Source organism: Mycobacterium sp. (genome assembly GCF_025965855.1).
Lineage (GTDB): Bacteria > Actinomycetota > Actinomycetes > Mycobacteriales > Mycobacteriaceae > Mycobacterium.
On sequence record NZ_JAOPWB010000116.1, the window covers coordinates 32,922 to 52,896 of the forward strand.

Genomic DNA, 19,975 nt, shown 5'->3' on the forward strand with positions numbered 1-19,975 from the left:
CCGCGAGGTAGGAGCGTGTCTGTTGTGAGATTCTGCAGGGGTGTCCGCTCCTGCGGCGGCTGCTCCTTCGGGGGTGGTGACGTTCTTGCTCACCGATGTTGAGGGTTCGACGCGTCGGTGGGAGGCCGACGCCCATGAAATGCGGGTGGCGCTGGCCGCGCATGACGAGGTGTTGCGTGCGGCCATCGAGGCGCACGGCGGTTTCCTGTTCAAGCACACCGGGGACGGTGTGTGCGCCGCGTTCGCCTCGCCCAGGTCAGCGGTGGATGCGGCGGTGGCTGCCCAACGGGCGCTGGAGTTGCCGGTACGGATGGGCATCGCGACCGGGGAAGCTGAGCTACGGGAGGCCGACTACTTCGGTGTGGTATTGAATCGTGCGGCGCGGGTGATGGCTGCTGGGCACGGCGGTCAGATCCTTTTGGCCGAGTCGACCGCGAGTCTGCTCAGCGGGGTGGATCTGGTGGATCTGGGGCCGCGACGGTTGCGGGATCTGCCCACTCCGGTCGGGGTGTTTCAGGTCCGAGCGCCGGGCCTGCAGACAGAGTTTCCCGCGTTGCGGGCGCCGGATGCTAGTCCAGGGAACCTGCGGCCTCAGACCACGAGCTTCATCGGGCGCGAGTCGGAGGTCGCCGAGCTGCAAGCGGCGGTGAAGGCTCATCGGTTGGTGACGTTGACCGGGGTTGGTGGGGTCGGCAAGACCCGCCTGGCGGTCGAGGTCGCGGCGCGGCTGGTCGATGAATACCCCGACGGTGTTTGGTTTTTCGAGCTCGCTGCGGTCACCGATCCGGCGGCCGTGCCCGACGCGGTGGCGGCCGTGCTGGGCATCACTCAACAACCAGGGAAGAGCGTGAGCGAATCCGTGGCTGCTGCGTTAGAGGGCCGGGTCCGGCTGTTGGTGATCGACAACTGCGAGCACGTTCTCGACGCAGCCGCCGACCTGATCGAAGCCATACTCGCGCACTCGGCGACTGTACTAATCCTCGCCACCAGCCGCGAAGGACTCGGAGTCCCCGAAGAGCAGGTGTGGCCGGTGCGCTCTCTGGACGCGGCAGCGGGAATCGACTGTGCGGCGGTGAGCCTGTTCGTCGAACGCGCTCAAGGCATTGCGCCGAGCTTCGCAATGGGCGACGGCGACGAAGCCGCCGCAGTCACCGAGATTTGTCAGCGCCTCGACGGGATCCCCTTGGCCATCGAACTGGCCGCCTCGCGGATGGCGTCGATGACCGCCAGTGAGGTGCGTGATCGTCTCGATCAGCGGTTCCGGTTGCTGGTCGGGTCGCGGCGCGGATTGGAACGCCACCAAACACTGCGCCACGCGGTGGCGTGGTCCTATGACCACCTCGATGACGCGGAGAAGGCGCTGCTGGAGCGGTGTTCGGTGTTCGCCGGTGGGTTCGACCTCGAAAGCGCCTGCGCCGTGATGGGTTCTGATGATGACTTCGCCACCCTGGATCTGCTCGATGCCCTGGTGCGCAAGTCGCTGCTGGTGGCCGACCGGTCTTCGGGGCGGACCCGGTTTTCGATGCTGGAGACGATCCGCCAGTTCGCCGAGGAACAACTGGTCGCCCGTGGTGAAGCATCCGAGATTCGGGCCGCCCACTCGCGCTACTTCGCCAGACGCGAAGCCGACATCCTGGCCTTGTGGGACAGCCCCCGCCAGCGGGAGGCCTACGACTGGTTCACTCTCGAGCTGGCCAATCTGCGCACCACGTTTCGGTGGGCCGCCGACCACGGTGATCTGGATGTCGCCGCCCCCATCGCCACCTATGTGGGGTGGCTCGGCGCGTGTGTCCAAACCTTTGAGCCGATCGCCTGGGCCGAAGAACTCATCGAGTCCGCCCGCGCGGTCGATCATCCCCGGCTGGCGTTCCTGTATGTGATTGCGTCGTTGTGCTACTTGACCGGACGGATCGAGGCGGCGGTCGGCTACAGCGACGCCGGCCAGATTGTTCTCGGCCGGAGCCGCGAGGCGCCGCCGTACGGTATTGAAGCCGTGCTTGGAGCTGTCTACCTAGCCATCGGGCAGCCCGAGCGGTGGGCCGAGTTGTGCCGCGCCCAGCTCGCACGCCGCCGCGACACCCCCGTCCACATCCGGGCATTTCTGGTTATCGCCCTTGCAGTGGCCGGTTCCGGTGGGGAGGCGATGGATTCCGCGGATGGCCTAATCGAGGCTGCAGAGGCAACAGGCAACCCGCACTTGCTCGCGACGGCGCTCTGGGCCTACGGTGTCGCTTTCCGTGACGCGGATCCCGTCGGGGCGCTTAACGCCCTCGGCCGGGGTCTGGTGATCGCTCAAGACAGCGGCAACCGCTCCCGCGCGTCAGCCCTGGCGAACACTCTGGCCCTACTCGAAGCCGAACAGGGCGGCACCGTGTCCGCATTCGATCACCTCACGCTGGCAATCCGCAACTACCACAATTCGGGCAACACCACGACGATCCGCTTCCCGCTGGCCGTCCTCGCCGTTCTTTTCGACCGCCTCGGACGCTACGAACCGGCGGCCACCATCGCCGGCTTGGCGCACAGTCCCCTCGCCGCAACGGGGGTCCCCGAAATCACCACCGCGATCACCCACTTGCGCGATGTCCTCGGCGAGGCGACCTACGAATCGCTCGCCCGCAAGGGCGAGACGATGACCACCGCCGCCATGGTGACCTACGCCTACGACCAAATCGACCAGGCCCGAACAGAACTCGAACACCCTAGTTGAGTTGGCGAGTCGCGTGCCCAACGCGACTGCGGCGCAGCATGTTCTCAATCGCCTTCAGCAGTCTGTTCGGCCAAGACTCGGTATACCGTTGCCCGACTTACTCCGAGCGTCGCCGCAATCGTGCTTGCCGACTCACCGCTGGCGTGCATCCGCAGCGCCAGAGCAGATTTCGACTTGTCCAGCGCCTTGGGCCGTCCGATGTGCTGCCCCCGCGCCCGACGCGCCGCCCGCGCCGCTGCTCTGCGCTCGCGACCAAGTTCAAGTTCTAGTTCGGCCAGGCTGGCGAGCACCCCGGCAACCATGCGCCCCGTGGCGTTGGACGTGTCGATGCCTTCCCTCAAGGACCTTAGGACGATGTCCCGCTCACCCAGCTCCCGAATCGTGGTCATGACCTCAGCGGCGTTGCGCCCCAACCGGTCAATTCCGGCCACCACGATGGCGTCACCGGGACGGGCATAGTCCAGGAGCGCCGCAAGGCCGATCCGCTGTTCCCGCGTGGACGCTCCCGATAGCTTGTCGCTATAGACGCGGTTCGGCTCGACACCCGCTGCGGTGAGCGCGTCGAGCTGTTGGTCCAGAGACTGATGGCCGGTGCTGACACGGGCGTATCCGAGCTGTGCACCTGTGGTGGGGATAGCGGTTGCGGGCATGGCATGAGTCTGTCTCAAAAGTCTCAGACGCGCAAGAATTGCGACAAAGCTTTTGGGGCGACTTTTGCGACGAACCGACGTGGGCTTCCGTCTGCCCGTTGACCACTCGTCCGCCCTGTCGCATTACCAAAGTTCTGCGACGACGTACATGAGTCATTTCGGCCTGCGCGGACGCTGACGCCGAGACCTGTTGCAGGTGTGATCGCGTGCCGCGAGACCCACAAAGGAAATCTCGTGAGTACAGCAGCACCGCAGTGCGCTCCAACGAACTGCTCAGCGGCACGGATGCGTCTTATATATTCCGCACGGTGGACCCGGTTGGCCTCCTTGCACCGATCGCACCGGCAGTATCGGTTGGCGTAACCGTTGAGTGTGCTGTGGCGCGGACCGGGTTGCGCGTCCACTTTCCCATCATCTTCACCACTAGCCCACGTGAACCATCTTCACTGGTCGCTGTCGTTCGGGACGAAGAGGCCGTGGGTTCGAATCCCGCCACCCCGACTCACTGGCTGGGCCGCCTAGGCTTCGAGCTCCGGTAGCAGCCGCCGGCGCTGCGTCTGGGGCCTCGCCGGGGCCGGTGCGGCGCCTGTCCAGATTTGCAGTTGTTCCCGGCCGACGAGACGGCAACGATGGGTGACGGCCAACTGGCGAGCCGCCTTGGTGAACGATTGATTCGTCACCACGACCGTCCGGCTGCAACCGTGGTGCAGCGCTCCCGAGACCACCTGTTGTACCGCGGCCACACCGACATCCTTGGCCAACCTCTTGCATTGCACCGCCATCGAGCTGCCGCCTTTCCTAGCGACCAGGTCGACTCCGTAATCACCCGTGCTCGCGGTGTGGGTGACGCTCCAACCCGCCATTCGAAGCTGTGCCGCAACGAATTCTTCGAACTCGCTACCCGACATCTGATCGATCGCGGCCATACCGGACGACGCACACTTGAGATCACGTCGTCGCTGCAGAAAGACGCGCCAGCGGTCGCGTCGCACGGAAAGCCACCACAGAATGAGCACCGCCAGGACGAGGCCGCCCAGCCCGGCCCAAAATCCGGCTAGCACGCTGCCCGTGGCTTGTTGAGTGAAATACCAAGGGAGAGCGAACCCGAACACCAGGAGGGACCCGAATAGCTTTTCCATGACTCCTCAAGTGCCGACGCGGACTCGTCGATGAACCTAGTGGATGGCTGTGACAATCGAGGAGCATGCCGCCGACGCGGTTGCCTGCCGGCCCGGCCGTCAGCTTGCGACTTGGTACTTCGTCGGGTCGACGGCATCGCATATCCGTTGCTCGAGATCTTCCAGCCTGACGCTCAACGGCCTGAACTCATCCATCCCGAGTTCGGCCCTGACCGCGTTCACGAATCGATTCATTACGGCGTTTAGATCGATCGTCCGTATCCGATTCGCCGTCGGAAGGGCCGCATAGAGTTGTTGAGTGAAACCAACCGAGGCGGCTAATCCGCCCCCTCCATCGCGAGCCAAGTCTATGGGTCTCGGGAGTCCGGCGGTGGCGCCGACGCGCCATCGGGCTCAAGGGGACGGAACCGCACCCGGGTGCCGCAGCGGGGCGCGAGCATGATGGAGCGACGCACGATCCTCTCCAGCGTCACATCGACGGCGCTGAACTCCCCCTCACGCAGCAGCGTGTGCAACACGGTGATCAGCTCGCGCATCGAGAAGGCCGCGCCCAGACAGCGTTTGACGCCGCCCCCGAACGGTACCCACGCGTAGGTTTCGGGTCGGGCGCCGAGGAATCTCTCCGGGCGGAACTCGTTGGGATCCTCGTAGGTCCCAGGGTTGCGGTTGATCGCGATGATATGGACGACGATGCGGGTGCCGGATTCGACGCGGTATCCGCCGATCGGAAACGGTTGCGCCGCAACGCGGGCCGTAAATGGCGCCGGTGGCCGTATCCGCAGCGTCTCGTGGATCACCGCGGTCGTGAAAGCTTCCTCCCCGCTCAGGGCTTCGGCTTGCACACGTCGGAGCGCATCGGGGTGGTGCAGCAGCAGGTCGAAGACCCACGCCAGCGTGGTCGCGGTGGTTTCGTGACCCGCCAGAATCAGGGTGATAAGGTCGTCGCGAATCTCGCTGTCGGACAGCTGTTCTGCGTCATCGCCGCGGGCACACATCAGCAATGCCAGGATGTCGAGTTGCTGGCTCAGTTCCGGGTCGTTTCGCCGTCGCGCGATGAGCGGCATCACGACGTCGTCGATCTCCCTGTTGGCTCGCGCCCGCTGGGGCCACACGAGCAATGCGCCCACGTGACGCAGCGCGTACCGAACCGTCAATTGCTCTGACACACCGAGATTCAGTAGGCGCTCAAATGGCCGGCCCACGCGCCGGACCTCGTCGGGATCGTCGACTCCGAAGATGACCCGGACAATCACGTCCAGCGTCAGCGCCCGCGCCGCCTTCAGCATTTCGAACGGACGGTCAACCGGCCAGCTGTGCATCGCCGCGCGGGCGGAGTTCTCCATGATCGGTACGTAACTGCTCAGCGCGGCACCGTGTAGCGGGGGCGTCAGGAGTTTGCGCCGCCGAAGATGCTCCGGCTCCTCCTGCACGAACATCGATCCGGACCCGTAAATGGCCGCCGCCGGGCCCACACCCTCGCCGCCGAGCAGCACGTCGGGCGGCGCGGTGAAGACCTGCTTGACCAATTCCGGGTCGGACACGATCGCCACGTTGCCCAGACTGAGAACGGGCATTGTCATGATCGGTCCGTAGCGACGGATCAGCCGCAGCATCCGCCGCTCGCCGCCCACGAGATAGGCGATCGCATACGCCGCGGCGAACACCGACCGAAGCATGCGCGGAGCCGGCAGGCCGGGCGGACCGCTCAAGGGCACGCTGATGACAGAAACACGACGGGTCTAGTTGGTCAAGGCCGACCGACCCCGCGTTACACGCAGTCGGCGCAGACCGGAAGCCCGGAACTCAACTTGCGCAACCGGCTGCGGTGCTGCACTAAAAAGCAGCTCGAACAAACGAACTCGTCGGCCCGCTGAGGGATCACAGTCACCGACAGCTCTTCGCCGGAAAGGTCCGCGCCGGGCAGCTCGAAGAAGGCCACATCGTTGGGGTCCTCGTCGACAACCGCGGTGGGTGAGCCGGTGGGTGCAAATTCGCGGAGAGCGGACGCGTCCTGCGTCTCGACGTCCGGCGTGGGGCGTGCGTCGTAATCGCTTGCGGTCGCCATGGCGGTTCCTTCCTGCTAAACGACGGGTTGACGCACCTGCCTGTAGTCACCCGTGGCTCAGTCGATACCCCCTTCGGGTGCTGATCACACCTAATCGGCCCAAGAAACTTGCGTGGACAACGATTTGAGCCCTCCACATGTCCAGGAAGGCCGACTCAGCAGGGGATTGACGCGTTGGCGACGCGCGTCGCGGACCCGTCGGCTCTCGTCCCGTGCAGGAATAATGCGACGTGGAGGGCGCGGCGCTGGCCATGCGATACCCAAGCCAGCCCGAACCATGGCGCCACGACGGCGAGGATCAGCGCCACGACAGCCGCCCCAGCGTGCCCGGCCAGCAGCGCAAGCACCCCGACCACCAGGCCGACCGCCCAGACCGCGGCCGCCACGAGCCACGGCGTGCCGGGACGCAACGGGCCAGACGTGTTGAGCATGGCCCGACTTTTACCCGGTCAGGCGGCAAAATAAACATTTCAGTCTCGGCGCGGTTCGGCACGCGGTCGGCCGGTAGGCGACCGTGCGGCCTCGGAATTCATTGCTTCCCAGCGCACTTCGGCGGTGCGGACTTGCGGTGAGTTTGGAAGAGCAAAGCAGTGCCCGGTCGTGAAGGCGAACACGCCGACAAACAGCGCGGGCCGGCCCGGGGGCATGGCGCTGTGCGTGAAGGCTTCACCGGCGTGCCGACGGGAAGTACGTTCATGGTCAACCGGATCGCTTTCCGGGGTTTTCAACTTCACCCCCCCGTGAAAAAGCTTTTGTACCAAGGTTGTGTATGGCAGATCCCGCTGGCGCCTCGTCGACGTCTACTCATCGCCCCCACCGACCAAGAGACGCCGTTGTGTCAGCCGGCCCCAGCGCGGGTATGCCGCGCACATGACGTTTCGACCTCGGCCACCACGCCGGCCCGGCGCCCACGAACGGGGCGTCCGCTGACACCCGCGCAATCCGCGAAACCCGCCCGCGGCACGCCCGCCGTCCTGTTCGACGTGGACGGTACCCTCGTCGATTCCAACTATTTGCACGTCTACGCGTGGCAGCGCGCCTTTTACGCCGAACGGCTGCCCGTCGCGGCGTGGCAGATCCACCGGTGCATCGGCATGGACGGCAACAAGTTGGTGCGCAAACTGTCCAACGACGCGCCCGACGACGTGCAAGACCGGCTCAGCGACGGGCACAGCCGCCATTACCGCGACGTCACACCGCTGCTGACACCTTTGCCCGGAGCCCGCGCGCTGCTGCGCCGCGTCGCCGACCTCGGACTGCAAGTGGTGTTGGCCAGTTCGGCACCCGACGACGAACTCGACGCCCTGCTCAAGGCGCTCGATTGCGACGACGTCATCGCCGAAACGACGTCGTCACGCGACGTCGACACCGCCAAACCCGATCCCGGCATCGTGGAGGTGGCGCTGGACCGGGCCGGTGTGGACGTCGACCACGCGGTGTTCGTCGGCGACGCCGTGTGGGACGCCTACGCGGCGGCGGCCGCGGGATTGCCGTGCATCGGAGTGTTGAGCGGCGGCATCTCCCGGGCCGAATTGGAGTCGGCCGGCGCCTCACCGATTTTCACGGATCCGCAGGACCTCCTCGAGCATCTGGAAGCCACCCGCATCGCGGCGCTACATACCGCGAGTGCGCAGCAACATCGGTAAAACCCACCAAAAGAACGCAAACGACCCCACCGCACAAGCTCCCGCTATGAGCCCGGCGGTGCGTCCGCCGACCGAGTCGAAAACGATGCTCGTCACCCCGGTCAAGGCCGTGCCGAGCAGCACCAACCCGGCGCAGGCACAGCGGTGCGCGGCCGACACCAGCACCTGGAGGCGATGCCGCCGGAACAGCAGCCGGTGGATGCCGACCGGGGCGACCAGCAGCACCGTCGCGCCCACCGAACATGCGACCGTCGCCATGTACACGATTCGCATCGGTTCGCTGAGGACGTTGAAGCGCTGCTGGAACGGCAGCGTCAGCAGGAACCCGGTCAGGAGCTGGACGCCGGTCTGCACCACGCGCAGCTCCTGCAGCAGGGTGTTCCAATTGCGGTCGAGCCGTTCGATTTCGGTCTCGCCGCGCTGATTGCGATCCCACCGCTGGTCATCCTCCGGATGATCGACCTCGCCATCCATAGCAGTGATCATCGCATCGGCTCGCGGACGCGTTGATTTGAGGGCCAATTACTTACCGAAGGGCAGCCCTGCGGTCAGAATCAACGAGTAAGGTCCGACCGAGCGGGAGAAACACGATGCCGACGATCGATTACGAATGGAGCAAACCCGCCGCGATGGCCATTCCCGCGGAGGGCTACTTCGAATTGCAGCGCGGCAGGTACGGCCCGGTCTTTCCCCGGACGCCCGCCTGTTACGGCTTCTCCATCATCGCCAAGGTCAAGCCCGGGCGCGAAGACGTGATCCGTGAGTACGGTAGGACGATCCAGGCGGCGATAGAGGCTCAGCCCGACCTGTTGGCCCCGCTGCGCCTGCACTATCTGAGGTGGGTCCTGTTCGACGTCGGCTTCGGCCTGCACTTCCAGTACCAAGGGATTTTCGACACCGATTTTGACAAATACACCGAGGACGCGATAACGCTGTTTTCGCAGTCCGGTGTCACCACGGTGTTCACGAACCTGGAGGGCTTTCCCGAAGATTGGCAAACCAACCCGGACGCCTTCGTCAAGTTCGTGCGTGAGCACCAGTTCCCCAGTTTCCTCGAGTACGGGGAGTACCCCTACGTCACCGCGGACGAGATCAAAAAGGCGCTGCGGCTCAAGGCCGCCTTCTCCGGCATGCTCGACCAGATGCAGTAATGCCTCGAATTTTGGGCCAGGGTGCATCGATGCTTGACCTTGACAACATCCAGCACATCCTGGTGACTCGCACACCGGCGATGACGGGGCGCTACGAATTTTTGTCTTTCGACAACCCGGCGGGCGGCCGAGCGTGGCTGAGCGAACTCGTCGGCCGGGTCCAATCGGCGGCCGACGCCCGGAAGACGATGGACGGTCAAGATCGATGGATCACCCTCGCGTTCACCTGGAATGGCCTACGGGCGCTTGGTGTTTCAGAGGACTCACTGGCCACCTTTCCCGACGAATTTCGGGAGGGCATGGCCGCACGCGCCGACATCCTGGGTGACACCGGATCAAATCATCCCCGCAACTGGGTGGGCGGATTGGCCGGCGACGACCTCCACGCGATCGCGATCTTGTTCGCGCGCAACGAGGCTGAGCACGATCGCTGTGCCGCAGTCCACGCCGACCTGGTCGCCCGATGCCCGGGCGTGCGAGTGCTGTCGTTCCTGGACCTGAATGCGACACCACCGTTCGATTACGCCCACGATCACTTCGGGTTCCGGGACCGATTGTCGCAACCGGTGATCGAGGGGTCCGGCGAAGAATCCACGCCGGGCGCCGGGGCACCGCTGCGGCCCGGCGAGTTCATCCTCGGCTACCCCGACGAGGACCTCGTCATCCCGAAACTGCCTCAGCCCGAGGAACTGTCGCGCAACGGCAGCTACATGGCGTACCGGCGGCTGCGGGAGCATGTCGGGCTGTTCCGCGGCTACCTCAAGGAGCAGGCGGGGACGGTGGAGGGGCAAGACCTTCTCGCCGCGAAGCTCATGGGCCGCTGGCGAAGCGGCGCACCGCTGGTCCTGGCGCCCGAACGCGATGACCCCGAACTGGGCGCGGATCCCCTGCGTAACAACGACTTCAACTATAAGGAGATGGACCCTTTCGGCTATGCCGTGCCGCTGGGTTCCCACATCCGCCGGCTGAATCCGCGCGACACGACGGTCAACATGAACCGGCGCCGAATGATTCGGCGCGGCGCCACCTACGGCGAGGCACTTCCCGAGGGCGCCGACGACAACGGCGTGGATCGGGGCATCGCCGCGTTCATCATCTGCGCCAGCCTCGTCCGTCAGTTCGAATTCGCGCAAAACGTGTGGATCAACGACCGCAACTTCCACGAGCTGGGCAACGAGCGCGATCCGATCTGCGGCGGGCAAGACGGCACACTGGAATACAAGATCCCCAAGCGTCCAATCCGTACGGTTCTCAAGGGGTTACCCGCCTTCACCACGCTCGCCGGCGGGGCCTACTTCTTCCTGCCGGGCCTCAATGGCCTCAGATACCTGGCCGCGCTCTCCTGATGGGAACGCCATGAGCACATCGCCGCCCGCGCGCACATACAACCAGGCGCACATTCCCCGCGGATATACGCCGGGCCGTCGCCGCATCAGCATCTATTGGACCTGGAGCTATCCGTGGGAAGCCCAACGCGATCCCGCCGCGCTGGACAACCGGTTCTCCACGATGACCGAGGTCCGCAGGGTGGCCTGGCCGAGTTACGAGACTCCGGAGTGGGACGAGACGCACTTCCTGCAGGGCATCGCAGGAACCCTGGAGTTGTTCCACCGCTCGACGTTGCACTTCCAGGAGCTGGCCGGCGACGTAACCGGTCACCCGGTCGCGGTTTTCCAGCGCATCGACCAAGCCGGCTACCAGCTGCCGATCGACGAACGGGTCCTGGCCGACACCGACACCCTCATGGTCTTCGGGCTCGACCACGTCCTCGGGCAAGAAGAGGCACAGCCCGAGGAACTCGCCGCGATTCAGGCCTGGCTGCAGCGGGAAGGGACGTGCTTGCTGCTGGCCCCCCACCACGACGTCGGCTTCACCGACGACAACAAGCAGCGCCAGATGGAGTTCCTGCACCACGGCGACCCGCTGGTCCCCCGCCAACAGCGCTTCAGCCAATACACGCGCTCCCTGATGAAGGCCCTCGACGTGCCCGTCTACAACAAGTGGGGCCTGCGGCCCGCGGTAATCGACGGTGGCAATCAGATCGCTCCCCTGAGCGGCTTCCCGGACCTGGACGCGCCTCGGCTCCTCGACAACGTCACCACCTTCAACTTCCACCCTCACCTGCCGCACTACGAATTGACGGCGCCGGAAAGCGCCTCCCTGCGCGTGCTGGGGCGTCAGCGAATCGATCCGACGCGCCCGCATCCCTTCACGGAGGCGGGAAACACCGAATTCAATGCGCTGATCTGGATGCCGCCCGCCGAAAACCGGGCCGGCGACATCGTGTTGGTCGACTCCACGAACTTCACGACGCTCTTTGGCGGCACCGAGAGCCTGGCGAACTTCTGGCGAAACTTCTCGCTGATGGGATAGCGCCCGGGGAGGCGCGTCAGCGGTTGATGTTGCCGTCCCGGACGGCGGTCAACGCGTCGTCCAGCGTCGGGTACAGCGGGAAGGTTTTGTCCAGGCCGGTTAGGTGAATCGGTCTCCTGGTCGCCGGTCCCCGCGCTACCACACCGAACTCGGTGGAATTGCCAAGTTTTTCGTACGTCGCGGCGAGGATCTTCAAGCCGACCGAGCCCAAAAACTCAACCGCGGAAAGGTCGATGACCAGTGCCGTCGGGTCGTCCGCGGTCACCGAGCTGATGGCCTGCTCCAGCGCCGGGGCGGTGACCAGATCGATTTCGCCGCTGACGCTGACCACGGACACACCATCGTGGTCGGTAACCAACGTGGTAATCGAATCAGGAGCTGACAATGGCTATCCTTTGTCCCGGGCCTTGAGTGTGGTGCAAGCCTAGCCTGCCATGCGAACTGCGAGAAGAATATGCCCTCGATACCTGAGGCGCGATAGCCCAGGCTAGTCTCCCATTGGCACTGCGAACTGCGGAGCACGACGCGGCACATGGGAGGCCAGATGTCAGATTCGACGTCGGATTTCGGAAGCACCAGCACCGCCGCGCAGACGGTCAGCGAGGGCCTGCTGCCCCAGCTGGTCCAGCACCTGCGGCAGAACCGCACCGTGTTGCGCGAGGAGTGGGCCCGCAGAATCACCGAGGCCGAGCTGCTCACCGCGATGACCCCGGAGGAGCTCTTCTCGGAAGCAACCGCCGTCTACGACAACTATGTCGAGGTGCTCGAGACCGGTAGCGTCGAGGCGCTGCAGGCCTACGCGCGCGACCTTTCGGAACGCATCATCCCGCGGGGGGTGGAGACCGACGAGGTGCTCGGCATCGTGCTGCTGCTGCGCGACGTGCTGGCGCGCTCGCTGTTCGAGAAGTACCAGACCGAGTTCGAGATGCTGAACCGGGTCCTGGACGCGTATGAGCCGGCGGCCAACCGCATCGCCAATACCGTGGGTGTCAGCTTCGTGCAGGAACGTGAGCGCATCATCCGCCAGCAGCAGGAGGCGATCCGCGAGCTGTCGACGCCGGTGCTGCAGGTGCGCGAGCAGTTGCTGATTCTCCCGATCATCGGTGTGCTGGACAGCCAGCGGGCCCGCCAGGTCACCGAGCAGCTGCTGCGGGCTATCCGCGCCAACCGCGCGAAAGTCGTGGTCATCGACATCACCGGTGTGCCCACCATCGACTCCACCGTGGCGAACCACCTCGTGCAGACGGTCGACGCGTCGGGCCTGATGGGCGCGAGCGTGATCATCACCGGCCTGTCCTCGGAGATCGCCCTGACGCTCGTGACCATCGGTCTGGATCTATCGAAGATGAACGCCGTCGGCGACCTTCAGGGCGGTATCGAAGAAGCCGAACGCCTGCTCGGCTACGAAGTCTCGCGCACCGGCGAGCAGACCGGATAACGACAATTAGCACGAGCACCCCATGCCAGTACCGATTCTGAAACAGGGCTCGATCCTTATCGCCTCGGTGCAGGCCGCCCTCACTGACTCGGACGCGGAACGCCTTCGCTTCGACCTCATGGAACGGGTCAGCAAGTTCCGCGCACAGGGCATCATCGTCGACGTCACCGCCATCGATGTGATGGATTCGTTCGCCGCCCGATCGCTGCGGACCATCGCCCACATGACCCGGCTGCGAGGCGCGGACACCGTGATCGTGGGCCTGCAGCCAGAGGTGGCCTTTGCGATGGTCCAGCTGGGCCTGGCGTTCGATGACATGAACACCGCGCTGGATCTCGAAGAGGGCCTCGCGCTGCTGAATCGCCAAGGTGGAGTGGGGAAGTCGACGATCGGGCGCGACGGTGGCGGGTGACATCGTCGTCGATATCCAGAAGCCCGACGACATCGTCGCCGCCCGCAAGGCCGGACATCAGCTCGCACTCAATCTCGGATTCTCGCTGACCGACGTCACCATGATCGCCACGGCGATCTCCGAAATAGCCCGAAACATCACCAGCTACGCGGGGCGCGGAACCGTCCGGATCGCAGTGGCCGACCGGGACGGGCGCAAGGCGCTGGTCGTACGCGCTGAGGACGACGGCCCCGGCATCGCCGACATCGAGCGCGCCATGGAGGACGGGTACTCGACCGGCCGCGGGTTGGGGATGGGCCTGCCCGGCGCCCGCCGCCTGATGGATCGGCTGGTCGTGGAATCTGCACTCGGCCGCGGCACGGTCGTCGAGATGTGGAAATGGGTTCCCTCCCGTGCATGAGAATGGCCGCTTCGGTCCGATCGAGTGGGCAAGGGCGGGTCGCCCTCTGCCTGGCGAGTACACGTCCGGCGACCAAGGTATCGCGATCGGCATCGGCGATGACGCCGCGCTGTTCGGCCTGGTGGACGGACTTGGCCACGGTCCGGACGCCGCATCTGCCGCGCTGAGCGCCGTCGACGCGGTCAAGCGCGCGAGTTCCGAGCGCCTAGAAGTTCTGCTCCAGCTCTGCCACCGCGTGCTGGACGGCACCAGGGGAGTCGCAATGACCTTGGCGCGCATCGATTTTGCGGCCAGCACGCTGACGTGGACGGGGGTCGGCAACGTCACCGCCGAGCTGGTGGCCAAGGCCCCGACCGGAATTCACCTCCGGTCCACTGCGCGCCTGACCGGCGGCATCGTCGGCTACCGAATACCGGAAATCAGGCCCGCCCAAGTGCTTTCGATCCGTCCGGGTGACCTGCTCGTGATGAGCACCGACGGAATTGCCGAGGATTACTTGGAGCACATCGACTTCGCGGCCTCCGCCGTGGTCATCACCGAAAGACTCCTGGCTAAGCACGCCAAGGAAACCGACGATGCCATGGTGCTGGCAGCGCGTCACCGGGGAGTATCGACATGACCGGCAACCACGACTTTCACACCCAGTACGCCGCCGCCTTGCACAGCTACTTGGGCGCGCGCGACGAGGACGCCCTGGCCGTCGGCCAAGAGCTCGGACGCCGCGCCTTGGAGGAAGACATCAGCGTGCTCGAAATCATCGAGCACCATTTCCGATTGGTTCAGGAGCTCGCCGAGAACTCTTCGGTCGCCAGGCCGGCCGCGCTCGAGTTCCTGTTGCAGACGCTGGCCCCGCTGGACGTCGCGACTCGTGGCTTCCTCGACGGCACCAGGCGTTTCGCGCAAGAACGGGCCCGTGCCGAGGGCCTGGCGGACCGTGACAAATTCCGCACCGCCCTGGTGAATTCGTTGCAGGAGGGCTTTTTCGTCGCCGATCACGAGGGCTCGGTGGTCGAAATGAACAACGCCTTGATCGAGATCCTCGGCTATTCCGCCGACGGGCTGCCATACCGCTGGCCCCACCCGTGGCTGGTCGACAAGAAGACCGCGCGTGAGCAGCAGGCCCAGGTCCGCAGCAACGGCGGCGCCGAGTACGAAACCCCGATTCGGCACCGAGACGGCCATCTCGCGTGGGTGATGGTCAGTATCAACGCGGTCAAGGAGGCCGGCAGCGATCGAGACGTCTACGTCGGCACGATCCGGGACATCACGGCGGAGCGGGCCTTCGCCGCGCGCGAGAGCGCCGTCCTGCGCCTGGCGACGGCCGTGGCCGTGGCCAAGAGCGTCGCCGAGCTGCTGGCGATCACTCTCGACGAGTGCCGAACGGCGATCGACGTACAGCGGGTGATCGCCGTCTCGTGGCCCAGTGGCGGGGGCGAACCGAGCGTACAGGTGGCGGGCGATCCTTCCGAATCTTCCTGGCGCGGACTGGAACCCTGGTTGCGGAACACGTTCCAGGATGCGCGCCATCAGCTGCCGCTGACGGCCAAGACCGTCGACAGGCCCGAAAATCCCGGCAAGGCAAAGGGATTGGTGGCGGTGCTGTCGAACACCGGGGACCTCGCGTTGTGGCTGGAGTTGCGGACCCCTCGCTGGATCAGCGCCGAGGATCGGCTCCTGGTCACGGTGCTCATCGGACACCTCAGTCTGGCCATGCAGCACGTGCGGCAGTTCGAGAGCGCCCGCGAGACGTCGCTGACTTTGCAGCGCGCCATGCTGCCCACGGTGGAGCCGCCGTCCGGGTTCGCCGTGTGCTACGAACCCGCGGTTCCGCCGTTGGAAATCGGGGGCGACTGGTACGACGTGCTGCCTATCGGTGACAACCGCATCGGCATCGTCGTCGGCGACTGCGTCGGCCGTGGCCTGCCGGCGGCCGCGATCATGGGCCAGCTACGCAGCTCGGCGCGCGCGCTGTTGATCAACGGTGCCCAACCGGCCCTGCTACTCGAGCAACTCGACATGGCGGCGTCGCTCATCCCGAATGCGTACTGCACCACGGTTTTTCTTGCGATCCTGGACACCGAGTCCGGTGTTCTGGAATATAGCAACGCCGGCCACATGCCCGCGATGGTCGCGGGCCCCCAGCCGGCGAACACGACCATATTGACCGACGCCGCGTCGGTGCCGCTCGCGGTTCGCCGGCACGAACCGCGGCCGCAGGCCTCGCGGGTGCTGCCGCCGGGCTCGATGCTGATGCTGTACACGGATGGCCTGGTCGAGCGCAAATACGAGTCGATCGACATCGGAATCGCCCGCGCCGCGGACGTTTTGCTCGGGGCGACGAAGCTGCCCCTGGACACCATTCCGGAGACGGTGGTCCGCGCGCTGGCGCCCGCGGCGGGGTATGACGACGACGTCGCGATGGTGATATACCGGCACCGGCCAACGCAGCTGCGAATCGAAAGCGACGCGGTCGCAGAGCAATTGGTCAACGTCAGGCATCGGCTGGCCGAGTGGCTACGCAGCGCCGCCGAGGTCCCGGAGGGGCTGGCCGCCGACATCGTCCTGGTGGTCAACGAGGCGTGCACCAACTGCGTCGAGCATGCCTACGGCGGACGCCGCGGCGGGGCGATGCTGCTCGAAGCGGAAGTCGTTGACGGCCAAGTCCGAACCCGGGTCACCGATGCCGGTTCGTGGAAGACACCGGCCACCGATCCTGGCAACAGCGGGCGCGGGCTGGTGTTGATGCGCGCGCTCAGCGACGCGGTGGAACTGCACAGTACCCCAACGGGGACCACCGTCGACATCACCTTCCGGCTATCGGCGCAAACGACCTGACCGCACCACCGTTTGCCTGGCCCGATTCTCGGGTAGTCATCGGCGTGACCCGCACATCAATCACGGTCGAACCCGCCCTGCCTGCGGCACATGGACCGCTGTCTACGGCCGTCCGTCGTGCGCTGGATGGACCGCCCACATACGACAACCTTGCGCGCATCGGCGCCTCCGTGCGGGACTCCGACCCCTACGGCCTGGATCTCCAGCTCGCGTTGTGCATGTGCTACGAGCTGCACTACCGGGGTTTCGCGGGCGTCGATCCGCTCTGGGAGTGGAATCCCGCGCTGCTGCAGCTGCGCGCCGAACTGGAACGCGTTTTCCTGGCGGGTGTGCGGCGCGACGTCGGGCCCATCGAACTCGGCCACACGGCGGAATCCGAACTGGAGGCGATTTCCATCGAGCCCGCCGACGGCGACGGGCCGTCGTATTACCTGCGCGACACGGGAAGCTGGCAGCAGATGCGCGAGTACTTCGTGCACCGGTCGCTGTATCACCTCAAAGAGGGCGATCCGCACGCGTGGGCGATTCCGCGGCTGATGGGCACCGCCAAGGCGGCATTCGTGGCGGTCGAGTTCGACGAGTACGGCGCCGGCCAGGGACCGCGCCTGCATCAGCAGCTCTTCGCCGACCTGTTGACGGCGGCCGGGCTGGATGCGACATATCTCGGTTATCTCGACGCCGTCCCCGCCGAGGCGTTGACCGTCGTGAATCTCATGTCACTGTTCGGGCTGCACCGGCGGATGCGTGGCGCCGCGATCGGGCATTTCGCGTCGACGGAGATCACCTCGCCCCCGGGATCCCGGCGGATGGTGCAGGCCCTGCGGCGGATGGCGGCGCCGCCGGCCTGCGTCGGCTTCTACAGCGAGCACGTCGAAGCCGACGCGGTACACGAACAGGTGGTGCGCATTGACGTCGTCGGCGACCTCATCGCCCGGGAACCGCACCTCGACCCGGACGTCGTTTTCGGCATTCGCGCGCACGCGGCGGTGGAAAACCGCTTGGCGGACAAGCTCATCGAGTCGTGGAAGCGGGGCCAGACGTCGTTGCGCAGCCCCGTGGATTAACCGGCATTGGCTTGCTTCTTGATGCTCCGGCAGCGGCGATGGCTGGTGTCGCACAACGGATAATCGTTGCTGCGCCGACAGGTGCAGATCGCCACCATGAACCGATCGGACTCGACGACGTCGCCGCCGGGCGTCTCGATGCGCACCGGCCCGGACACCAGCACGGGGCCTCCTGCCACCACACGTACCCGCGTCGTGGTCATGGCTTGTCCGCCCGGATCACAACGAGTTCCTCTTCCCGGCGTCCGCGTGGGATCCGCCCGGTTTCCTCCAGCCACTTCGCCCGCGACGACATGACGGGGCCGAACGGAATCCATTTGGACGCTATGACTTCGGCCTCCAGGCCGGCCCATTTCAAGCGGTCCAGGGTTTGCTGGACGCCGGCGATCACCGACTGCACGAGCAGCAGGGATCCGCCGTCGCACAGCAACTTTGGCGCCGATTCGCACAGCGGATCCAGGACCAGGCGCCCGTCGGGGCCGGCATTCCAGGCCCACGATGGCCCAGCGGTGATTAGCTCGGCGTTGTTGCCGGGCGGGGTTGGGACGTAAGGCGGATTGGCCGTCACCACGTCGAACGGCGCCCAGTCGACGGCTTCTGCCCACGATCCCTTGCGGATGTCCACCTGCACGCCGGCCAGGGCCGCGTTGCCGCGAGAGCAACGCACCGCGTGCGGGCAGATGTCGCAGGCGGTGACGCTGGCACAACCCATCTCCGCCGCGGCGATCGCGGCGAATCCGCTACCCGTGCAAAGGTCGAGGACCCGTCGCCCCGGAATGAGCGCGCTATGGTGCATTGCGTCGACCAGCAGTCGGGAATCTTCTTGCGGCTGATAAACATTGTGCGCAACCGAGATCACGGGTTCTGGATAGATCGTTGTCAACGTGGGCCTTTCGGTCAGCCTTGGAGGGATCGCCGTGGCGATCACGGCTTGGCCTGTGTTATGCCCGCAAACTTGCGGGCATAAACGGTGCGACGACGGATCAGCTGCGGCTATCCCGTAGTGGCGTGGGCGAATTGCTTGATGATGGTCTCGCAAAACGCCGGCAGGTCCGCCGGCGAGCGGCTGGTGATCAGATTGCCGTCGACCACGACCTCTTCGTCCACCACGTGCGCGCCCGCGTTGCGCAGGTCGGTGCGAATGCTGGGATACGAGGTCACCGTCCGCCCCACGGCCACGCCGGCCTCCACCAGCGTCCAGGGCCCGTGACAGATTGCGGCGACCGGCTTTCCGGAGACGACGAAGTCGCGGACGAACGAGACCGCGGCACCGTCGAGACGCAGCTTGTCCGGGTTCACCGTGCCGCCGGGAAGTATCAGGCCGTCGAATTCGTCCACCGACGCGTCCGAGACCGCGCGGTCGACTGCGAAAGTGCCGGCGGGCTCGAGATCGTGGTTGCGAGCCTGGATTTCGCCGGTCTTCAGCGACAGCACCTCGACCTGGGCGCCGGCCCGCTGGAGCGCGGCGCGTGGCTTCTCGAGTTCGACTTTCTCCACGCCGTCGGCGGCCAGGATCGCAACCTTCGTCCCTTGCAACTCATTTGACATCGCGGGTACCCCCTTCACTGGGTCGTGGGCGGAGGACGACTTTCGTCTCCAGGATCTGCTTGAAACGCTGAAGGTCTTCGTTGACCTGTTGGTCGGGAGACTGGCCGAAAAGGGTCGCGGCGGCTTTGCCGACGACGCCGCGCGGCAGCTGGTAGCCGATCTGGACCCGGACCTCGGTCCCATCGCCGTCGCCGGCGGGTTCGAATTCCACGCTGCCCCCGTTTTGAATCGCCGAACCCGGCAGGGACTGCCAGGCGATCCGCCTGTTCGGCTCGTCCTCGGTGATCTGCGCGTCCCACTGGACCGCCTGGCCAGCCGGCGCGTTGGCGACCAGTGCGAGCGACCGTCGGCGCCCGCGATGACCGACTGCAGGTGGTCCATGAAGCTGGGCAGGTTCTCCAGGTCGCGCCAGAAGCCGTATACCTCCTCGGGCGGGCGCCGCACGGTGACCGTGGCAAGCAGGGCGCTGTGGCGCGCGACGTTGGCATGGCGGGCGCCGCCATCGCGGGTGGCGCGCGGCGCGGCATAGAGGTCTGCCGCGCCG

Annotated in this window: 22 protein-coding genes and 1 pseudogene; 11 read left to right on the forward strand and 12 right to left on the reverse strand. The window is 65.8% G+C overall.

Annotated features, from left to right (window positions below; genetic code table 11):
* Nucleotides 1–40: 40 nt before the first annotated feature.
* Nucleotides 41–2,710 carry an adenylate/guanylate cyclase domain-containing protein gene (locus JWP83_RS09015; RefSeq protein WP_297728924.1) on the forward strand — a complete coding sequence of 890 codons (2,670 nt, stop codon included), beginning with the start codon at nt 41–43 and terminating at the stop codon, nt 2,708–2,710.
* A gap of 44 nt (nt 2,711–2,754) precedes the next feature.
* On the opposite strand, the gene JWP83_RS09020 is transcribed toward JWP83_RS09015, so the two are convergent.
* The 5 genes from JWP83_RS09020 to JWP83_RS09040 all read right to left on the reverse strand — a co-directional run bounded on the left by JWP83_RS09020 (nt 2,755) and on the right by JWP83_RS09040 (nt 6,995).
* Entirely contained in the window at nt 2,755–3,360 is a 606-nt protein-coding gene (locus tag JWP83_RS09020) for a recombinase family protein (protein ID WP_297728927.1), read from the reverse strand.
* A 518-nt stretch (nt 3,361–3,878) separates the two neighbouring features.
* Entirely contained in the window at nt 3,879–4,499 is a 621-nt protein-coding gene (locus JWP83_RS09025) for a restriction endonuclease (protein ID WP_297728930.1), read from the reverse strand.
* A 347-nt stretch (nt 4,500–4,846) separates the two neighbouring features.
* Entirely contained in the window at nt 4,847–6,175 is a 1,329-nt protein-coding gene (locus JWP83_RS09030) for a cytochrome P450 (RefSeq protein ID WP_297728991.1), read from the reverse strand.
* Nucleotides 6,176–6,267: 92 nt separating this feature from the next.
* Nucleotides 6,268–6,564, reverse strand: coding sequence for a DUF4193 domain-containing protein (locus tag JWP83_RS09035; protein ID WP_297728933.1), 297 nt, complete (start codon nt 6,562–6,564; stop codon nt 6,268–6,270).
* A 155-nt stretch (nt 6,565–6,719) separates the two neighbouring features.
* A complete protein-coding gene (locus JWP83_RS09040; protein WP_297728936.1) occupies nt 6,720–6,995 on the reverse strand; it encodes a hypothetical protein in 276 nt (91 codons plus the stop codon).
* Between the two features lie 495 nt (nt 6,996–7,490).
* Here JWP83_RS09040 and JWP83_RS09045 point away from each other — a divergent pair, with 495 nt between their 5' ends.
* Nucleotides 7,491–8,210 (forward strand): HAD family hydrolase, encoded by a 720-nt coding sequence (locus JWP83_RS09045; RefSeq protein WP_297728993.1) that lies wholly within the window; start codon nt 7,491–7,493, stop codon nt 8,208–8,210.
* Here JWP83_RS09045 and JWP83_RS09050 read toward each other — a convergent pair.
* Nucleotides 8,178–8,684 carry a DUF6328 family protein gene (locus JWP83_RS09050; protein WP_297728939.1) on the reverse strand — a complete coding sequence of 169 codons (507 nt, stop codon included), beginning with the start codon at nt 8,682–8,684 and terminating at the stop codon, nt 8,178–8,180. The genes JWP83_RS09045 and JWP83_RS09050 overlap by 33 nt on opposite strands.
* 116 nt (nt 8,685–8,800) lie before the next feature.
* Here JWP83_RS09050 and JWP83_RS09055 point away from each other — a divergent pair, with 116 nt between their 5' ends.
* The 3 genes from JWP83_RS09055 to JWP83_RS09065 are packed head-to-tail and all read left to right on the forward strand — an operon-like array spanning nt 8,801 to nt 11,734.
* On the forward strand, nt 8,801–9,361 hold the full coding sequence (locus tag JWP83_RS09055) for a hypothetical protein (RefSeq protein WP_297728941.1): 561 nt from the start codon (nt 8,801–8,803) through the stop codon (nt 9,359–9,361).
* 29 nt (nt 9,362–9,390) lie between these two features.
* The gene (locus JWP83_RS09060; RefSeq protein ID WP_297728943.1) at nt 9,391–10,707 is read left to right on the forward strand and encodes a peroxidase; all 1,317 of its coding nucleotides are present in this window, start codon (nt 9,391–9,393) and stop codon (nt 10,705–10,707) included.
* 10 nt (nt 10,708–10,717) lie between these two features.
* A complete protein-coding gene (locus JWP83_RS09065) occupies nt 10,718–11,734 on the forward strand; it encodes a hypothetical protein (protein ID WP_297728946.1) in 1,017 nt (338 codons plus the stop codon).
* A gap of 16 nt (nt 11,735–11,750) precedes the next feature.
* Here JWP83_RS09065 and JWP83_RS09070 read toward each other — a convergent pair whose 3' ends face one another.
* The gene (locus JWP83_RS09070; protein WP_297728949.1) at nt 11,751–12,119 is read right to left on the reverse strand and encodes an STAS domain-containing protein; all 369 of its coding nucleotides are present in this window, start codon (nt 12,117–12,119) and stop codon (nt 11,751–11,753) included.
* Nucleotides 12,120–12,278: 159 nt separating this feature from the next.
* Here JWP83_RS09070 and JWP83_RS09075 point away from each other — a divergent pair, with 159 nt between their 5' ends.
* The 6 genes from JWP83_RS09075 to JWP83_RS09100 are packed head-to-tail and all read left to right on the forward strand — an operon-like array spanning nt 12,279 to nt 17,883.
* On the forward strand, nt 12,279–13,172 hold the full coding sequence (locus JWP83_RS09075; protein ID WP_297728952.1) for an STAS domain-containing protein: 894 nt from the start codon (nt 12,279–12,281) through the stop codon (nt 13,170–13,172).
* A gap of 22 nt (nt 13,173–13,194) precedes the next feature.
* A complete protein-coding gene (locus JWP83_RS09080; protein ID WP_297728955.1) occupies nt 13,195–13,584 on the forward strand; it encodes an STAS domain-containing protein in 390 nt (129 codons plus the stop codon).
* The gene (locus JWP83_RS09085) at nt 13,574–13,984 is read left to right on the forward strand and encodes an anti-sigma regulatory factor (RefSeq protein ID WP_297728958.1); all 411 of its coding nucleotides are present in this window, start codon (nt 13,574–13,576) and stop codon (nt 13,982–13,984) included. The genes JWP83_RS09080 and JWP83_RS09085 overlap by 11 nt, the downstream gene beginning before the upstream one ends.
* Nucleotides 13,977–14,603 carry a SpoIIE family protein phosphatase gene (locus tag JWP83_RS09090; protein WP_297728961.1) on the forward strand — a complete coding sequence of 209 codons (627 nt, stop codon included), beginning with the start codon at nt 13,977–13,979 and terminating at the stop codon, nt 14,601–14,603. The genes JWP83_RS09085 and JWP83_RS09090 overlap by 8 nt, the downstream gene beginning before the upstream one ends.
* A complete protein-coding gene (locus JWP83_RS09095) occupies nt 14,600–16,819 on the forward strand; it encodes a SpoIIE family protein phosphatase (protein ID WP_297728965.1) in 2,220 nt (739 codons plus the stop codon). The genes JWP83_RS09090 and JWP83_RS09095 overlap by 4 nt, the downstream gene beginning before the upstream one ends.
* A gap of 44 nt (nt 16,820–16,863) precedes the next feature.
* Nucleotides 16,864–17,883, forward strand: a complete 1,020-nt coding sequence (locus tag JWP83_RS09100) for an iron-containing redox enzyme family protein (protein WP_297728968.1) — start codon at nt 16,864–16,866, stop codon at nt 17,881–17,883.
* Here JWP83_RS09100 and JWP83_RS09105 read toward each other — a convergent pair.
* The 5 genes and pseudogenes from JWP83_RS09105 to JWP83_RS31205 form a co-directional block, all read right to left on the reverse strand.
* Nucleotides 17,880–18,086 carry a CDGSH iron-sulfur domain-containing protein gene (locus JWP83_RS09105; protein ID WP_297728970.1) on the reverse strand — a complete coding sequence of 69 codons (207 nt, stop codon included), beginning with the start codon at nt 18,084–18,086 and terminating at the stop codon, nt 17,880–17,882. The two genes, JWP83_RS09100 and JWP83_RS09105, sit on opposite strands and share 4 nt — an antisense overlap.
* Entirely contained in the window at nt 18,083–18,766 is a 684-nt protein-coding gene (locus JWP83_RS09110) for a HemK2/MTQ2 family protein methyltransferase (RefSeq protein WP_297728973.1), read from the reverse strand. Before JWP83_RS09110 ends, JWP83_RS09105 begins: the two co-directional genes overlap by 4 nt.
* 110 nt (nt 18,767–18,876) lie before the next feature.
* The gene (locus JWP83_RS09115; RefSeq protein WP_297728976.1) at nt 18,877–19,431 is read right to left on the reverse strand and encodes a type 1 glutamine amidotransferase domain-containing protein; all 555 of its coding nucleotides are present in this window, start codon (nt 19,429–19,431) and stop codon (nt 18,877–18,879) included.
* Complete coding sequence (locus tag JWP83_RS31200) at nt 19,421–19,765, reverse strand: SRPBCC family protein (RefSeq protein ID WP_367185605.1); 345 nt, start codon at nt 19,763–19,765, stop codon at nt 19,421–19,423. Before JWP83_RS31200 ends, JWP83_RS09115 begins: the two co-directional genes overlap by 11 nt.
* Before the next feature lie 47 nt (nt 19,766–19,812).
* Nucleotides 19,813–19,875: pseudogene (locus tag JWP83_RS31205) on the reverse strand (hypothetical protein); the annotation flags it as partial.
* Between the last annotated feature and the right edge of the window lie 100 nt (nt 19,876–19,975).

What these genes read in the sequence shown, in the direction of transcription:
- JWP83_RS09025 (WP_297728930.1), bottom strand. Translation starts at nt 4,499, where the DNA reads ATGGAAAAGCTATTCGGGTCCCTCCTGGTGTTCGGGTTCGCTCTCCCT.
- JWP83_RS09030 (WP_297728991.1), bottom strand. Translation starts at nt 6,175, where the DNA reads ATGCTTCGGTCGGTGTTCGCCGCGGCGTATGCGATCGCCTATCTCGTG.
- JWP83_RS09095 (WP_297728965.1), top strand. Translation starts at nt 14,600, where the DNA reads ATGACCGGCAACCACGACTTTCACACCCAGTACGCCGCCGCCTTGCAC.
- JWP83_RS09060 (WP_297728943.1), top strand. Translation starts at nt 9,391, where the DNA reads ATGCTTGACCTTGACAACATCCAGCACATCCTGGTGACTCGCACACCG.
- JWP83_RS09020 (WP_297728927.1), bottom strand. Translation starts at nt 3,360, where the DNA reads ATGCCCGCAACCGCTATCCCCACCACAGGTGCACAGCTCGGATACGCC.
- JWP83_RS09035 (WP_297728933.1), bottom strand. Translation starts at nt 6,564, where the DNA reads ATGGCGACCGCAAGCGATTACGACGCACGCCCCACGCCGGACGTCGAG.
- JWP83_RS09055 (WP_297728941.1), top strand. Translation starts at nt 8,801, where the DNA reads ATGCCGACGATCGATTACGAATGGAGCAAACCCGCCGCGATGGCCATT.
- JWP83_RS09075 (WP_297728952.1), top strand. Translation starts at nt 12,279, where the DNA reads ATGTCAGATTCGACGTCGGATTTCGGAAGCACCAGCACCGCCGCGCAG.
- JWP83_RS09050 (WP_297728939.1), bottom strand. Translation starts at nt 8,684, where the DNA reads ATGGATGGCGAGGTCGATCATCCGGAGGATGACCAGCGGTGGGATCGC.
- JWP83_RS09080 (WP_297728955.1), top strand. Translation starts at nt 13,195, where the DNA reads ATGCCAGTACCGATTCTGAAACAGGGCTCGATCCTTATCGCCTCGGTG.
- JWP83_RS09115 (WP_297728976.1), bottom strand. Translation starts at nt 19,431, where the DNA reads ATGTCAAATGAGTTGCAAGGGACGAAGGTTGCGATCCTGGCCGCCGAC.
- JWP83_RS09040 (WP_297728936.1), bottom strand. Translation starts at nt 6,995, where the DNA reads ATGCTCAACACGTCTGGCCCGTTGCGTCCCGGCACGCCGTGGCTCGTG.
- JWP83_RS09065 (WP_297728946.1), top strand. Translation starts at nt 10,718, where the DNA reads ATGAGCACATCGCCGCCCGCGCGCACATACAACCAGGCGCACATTCCC.
- JWP83_RS09105 (WP_297728970.1), bottom strand. Translation starts at nt 18,086, where the DNA reads ATGACCACGACGCGGGTACGTGTGGTGGCAGGAGGCCCCGTGCTGGTG.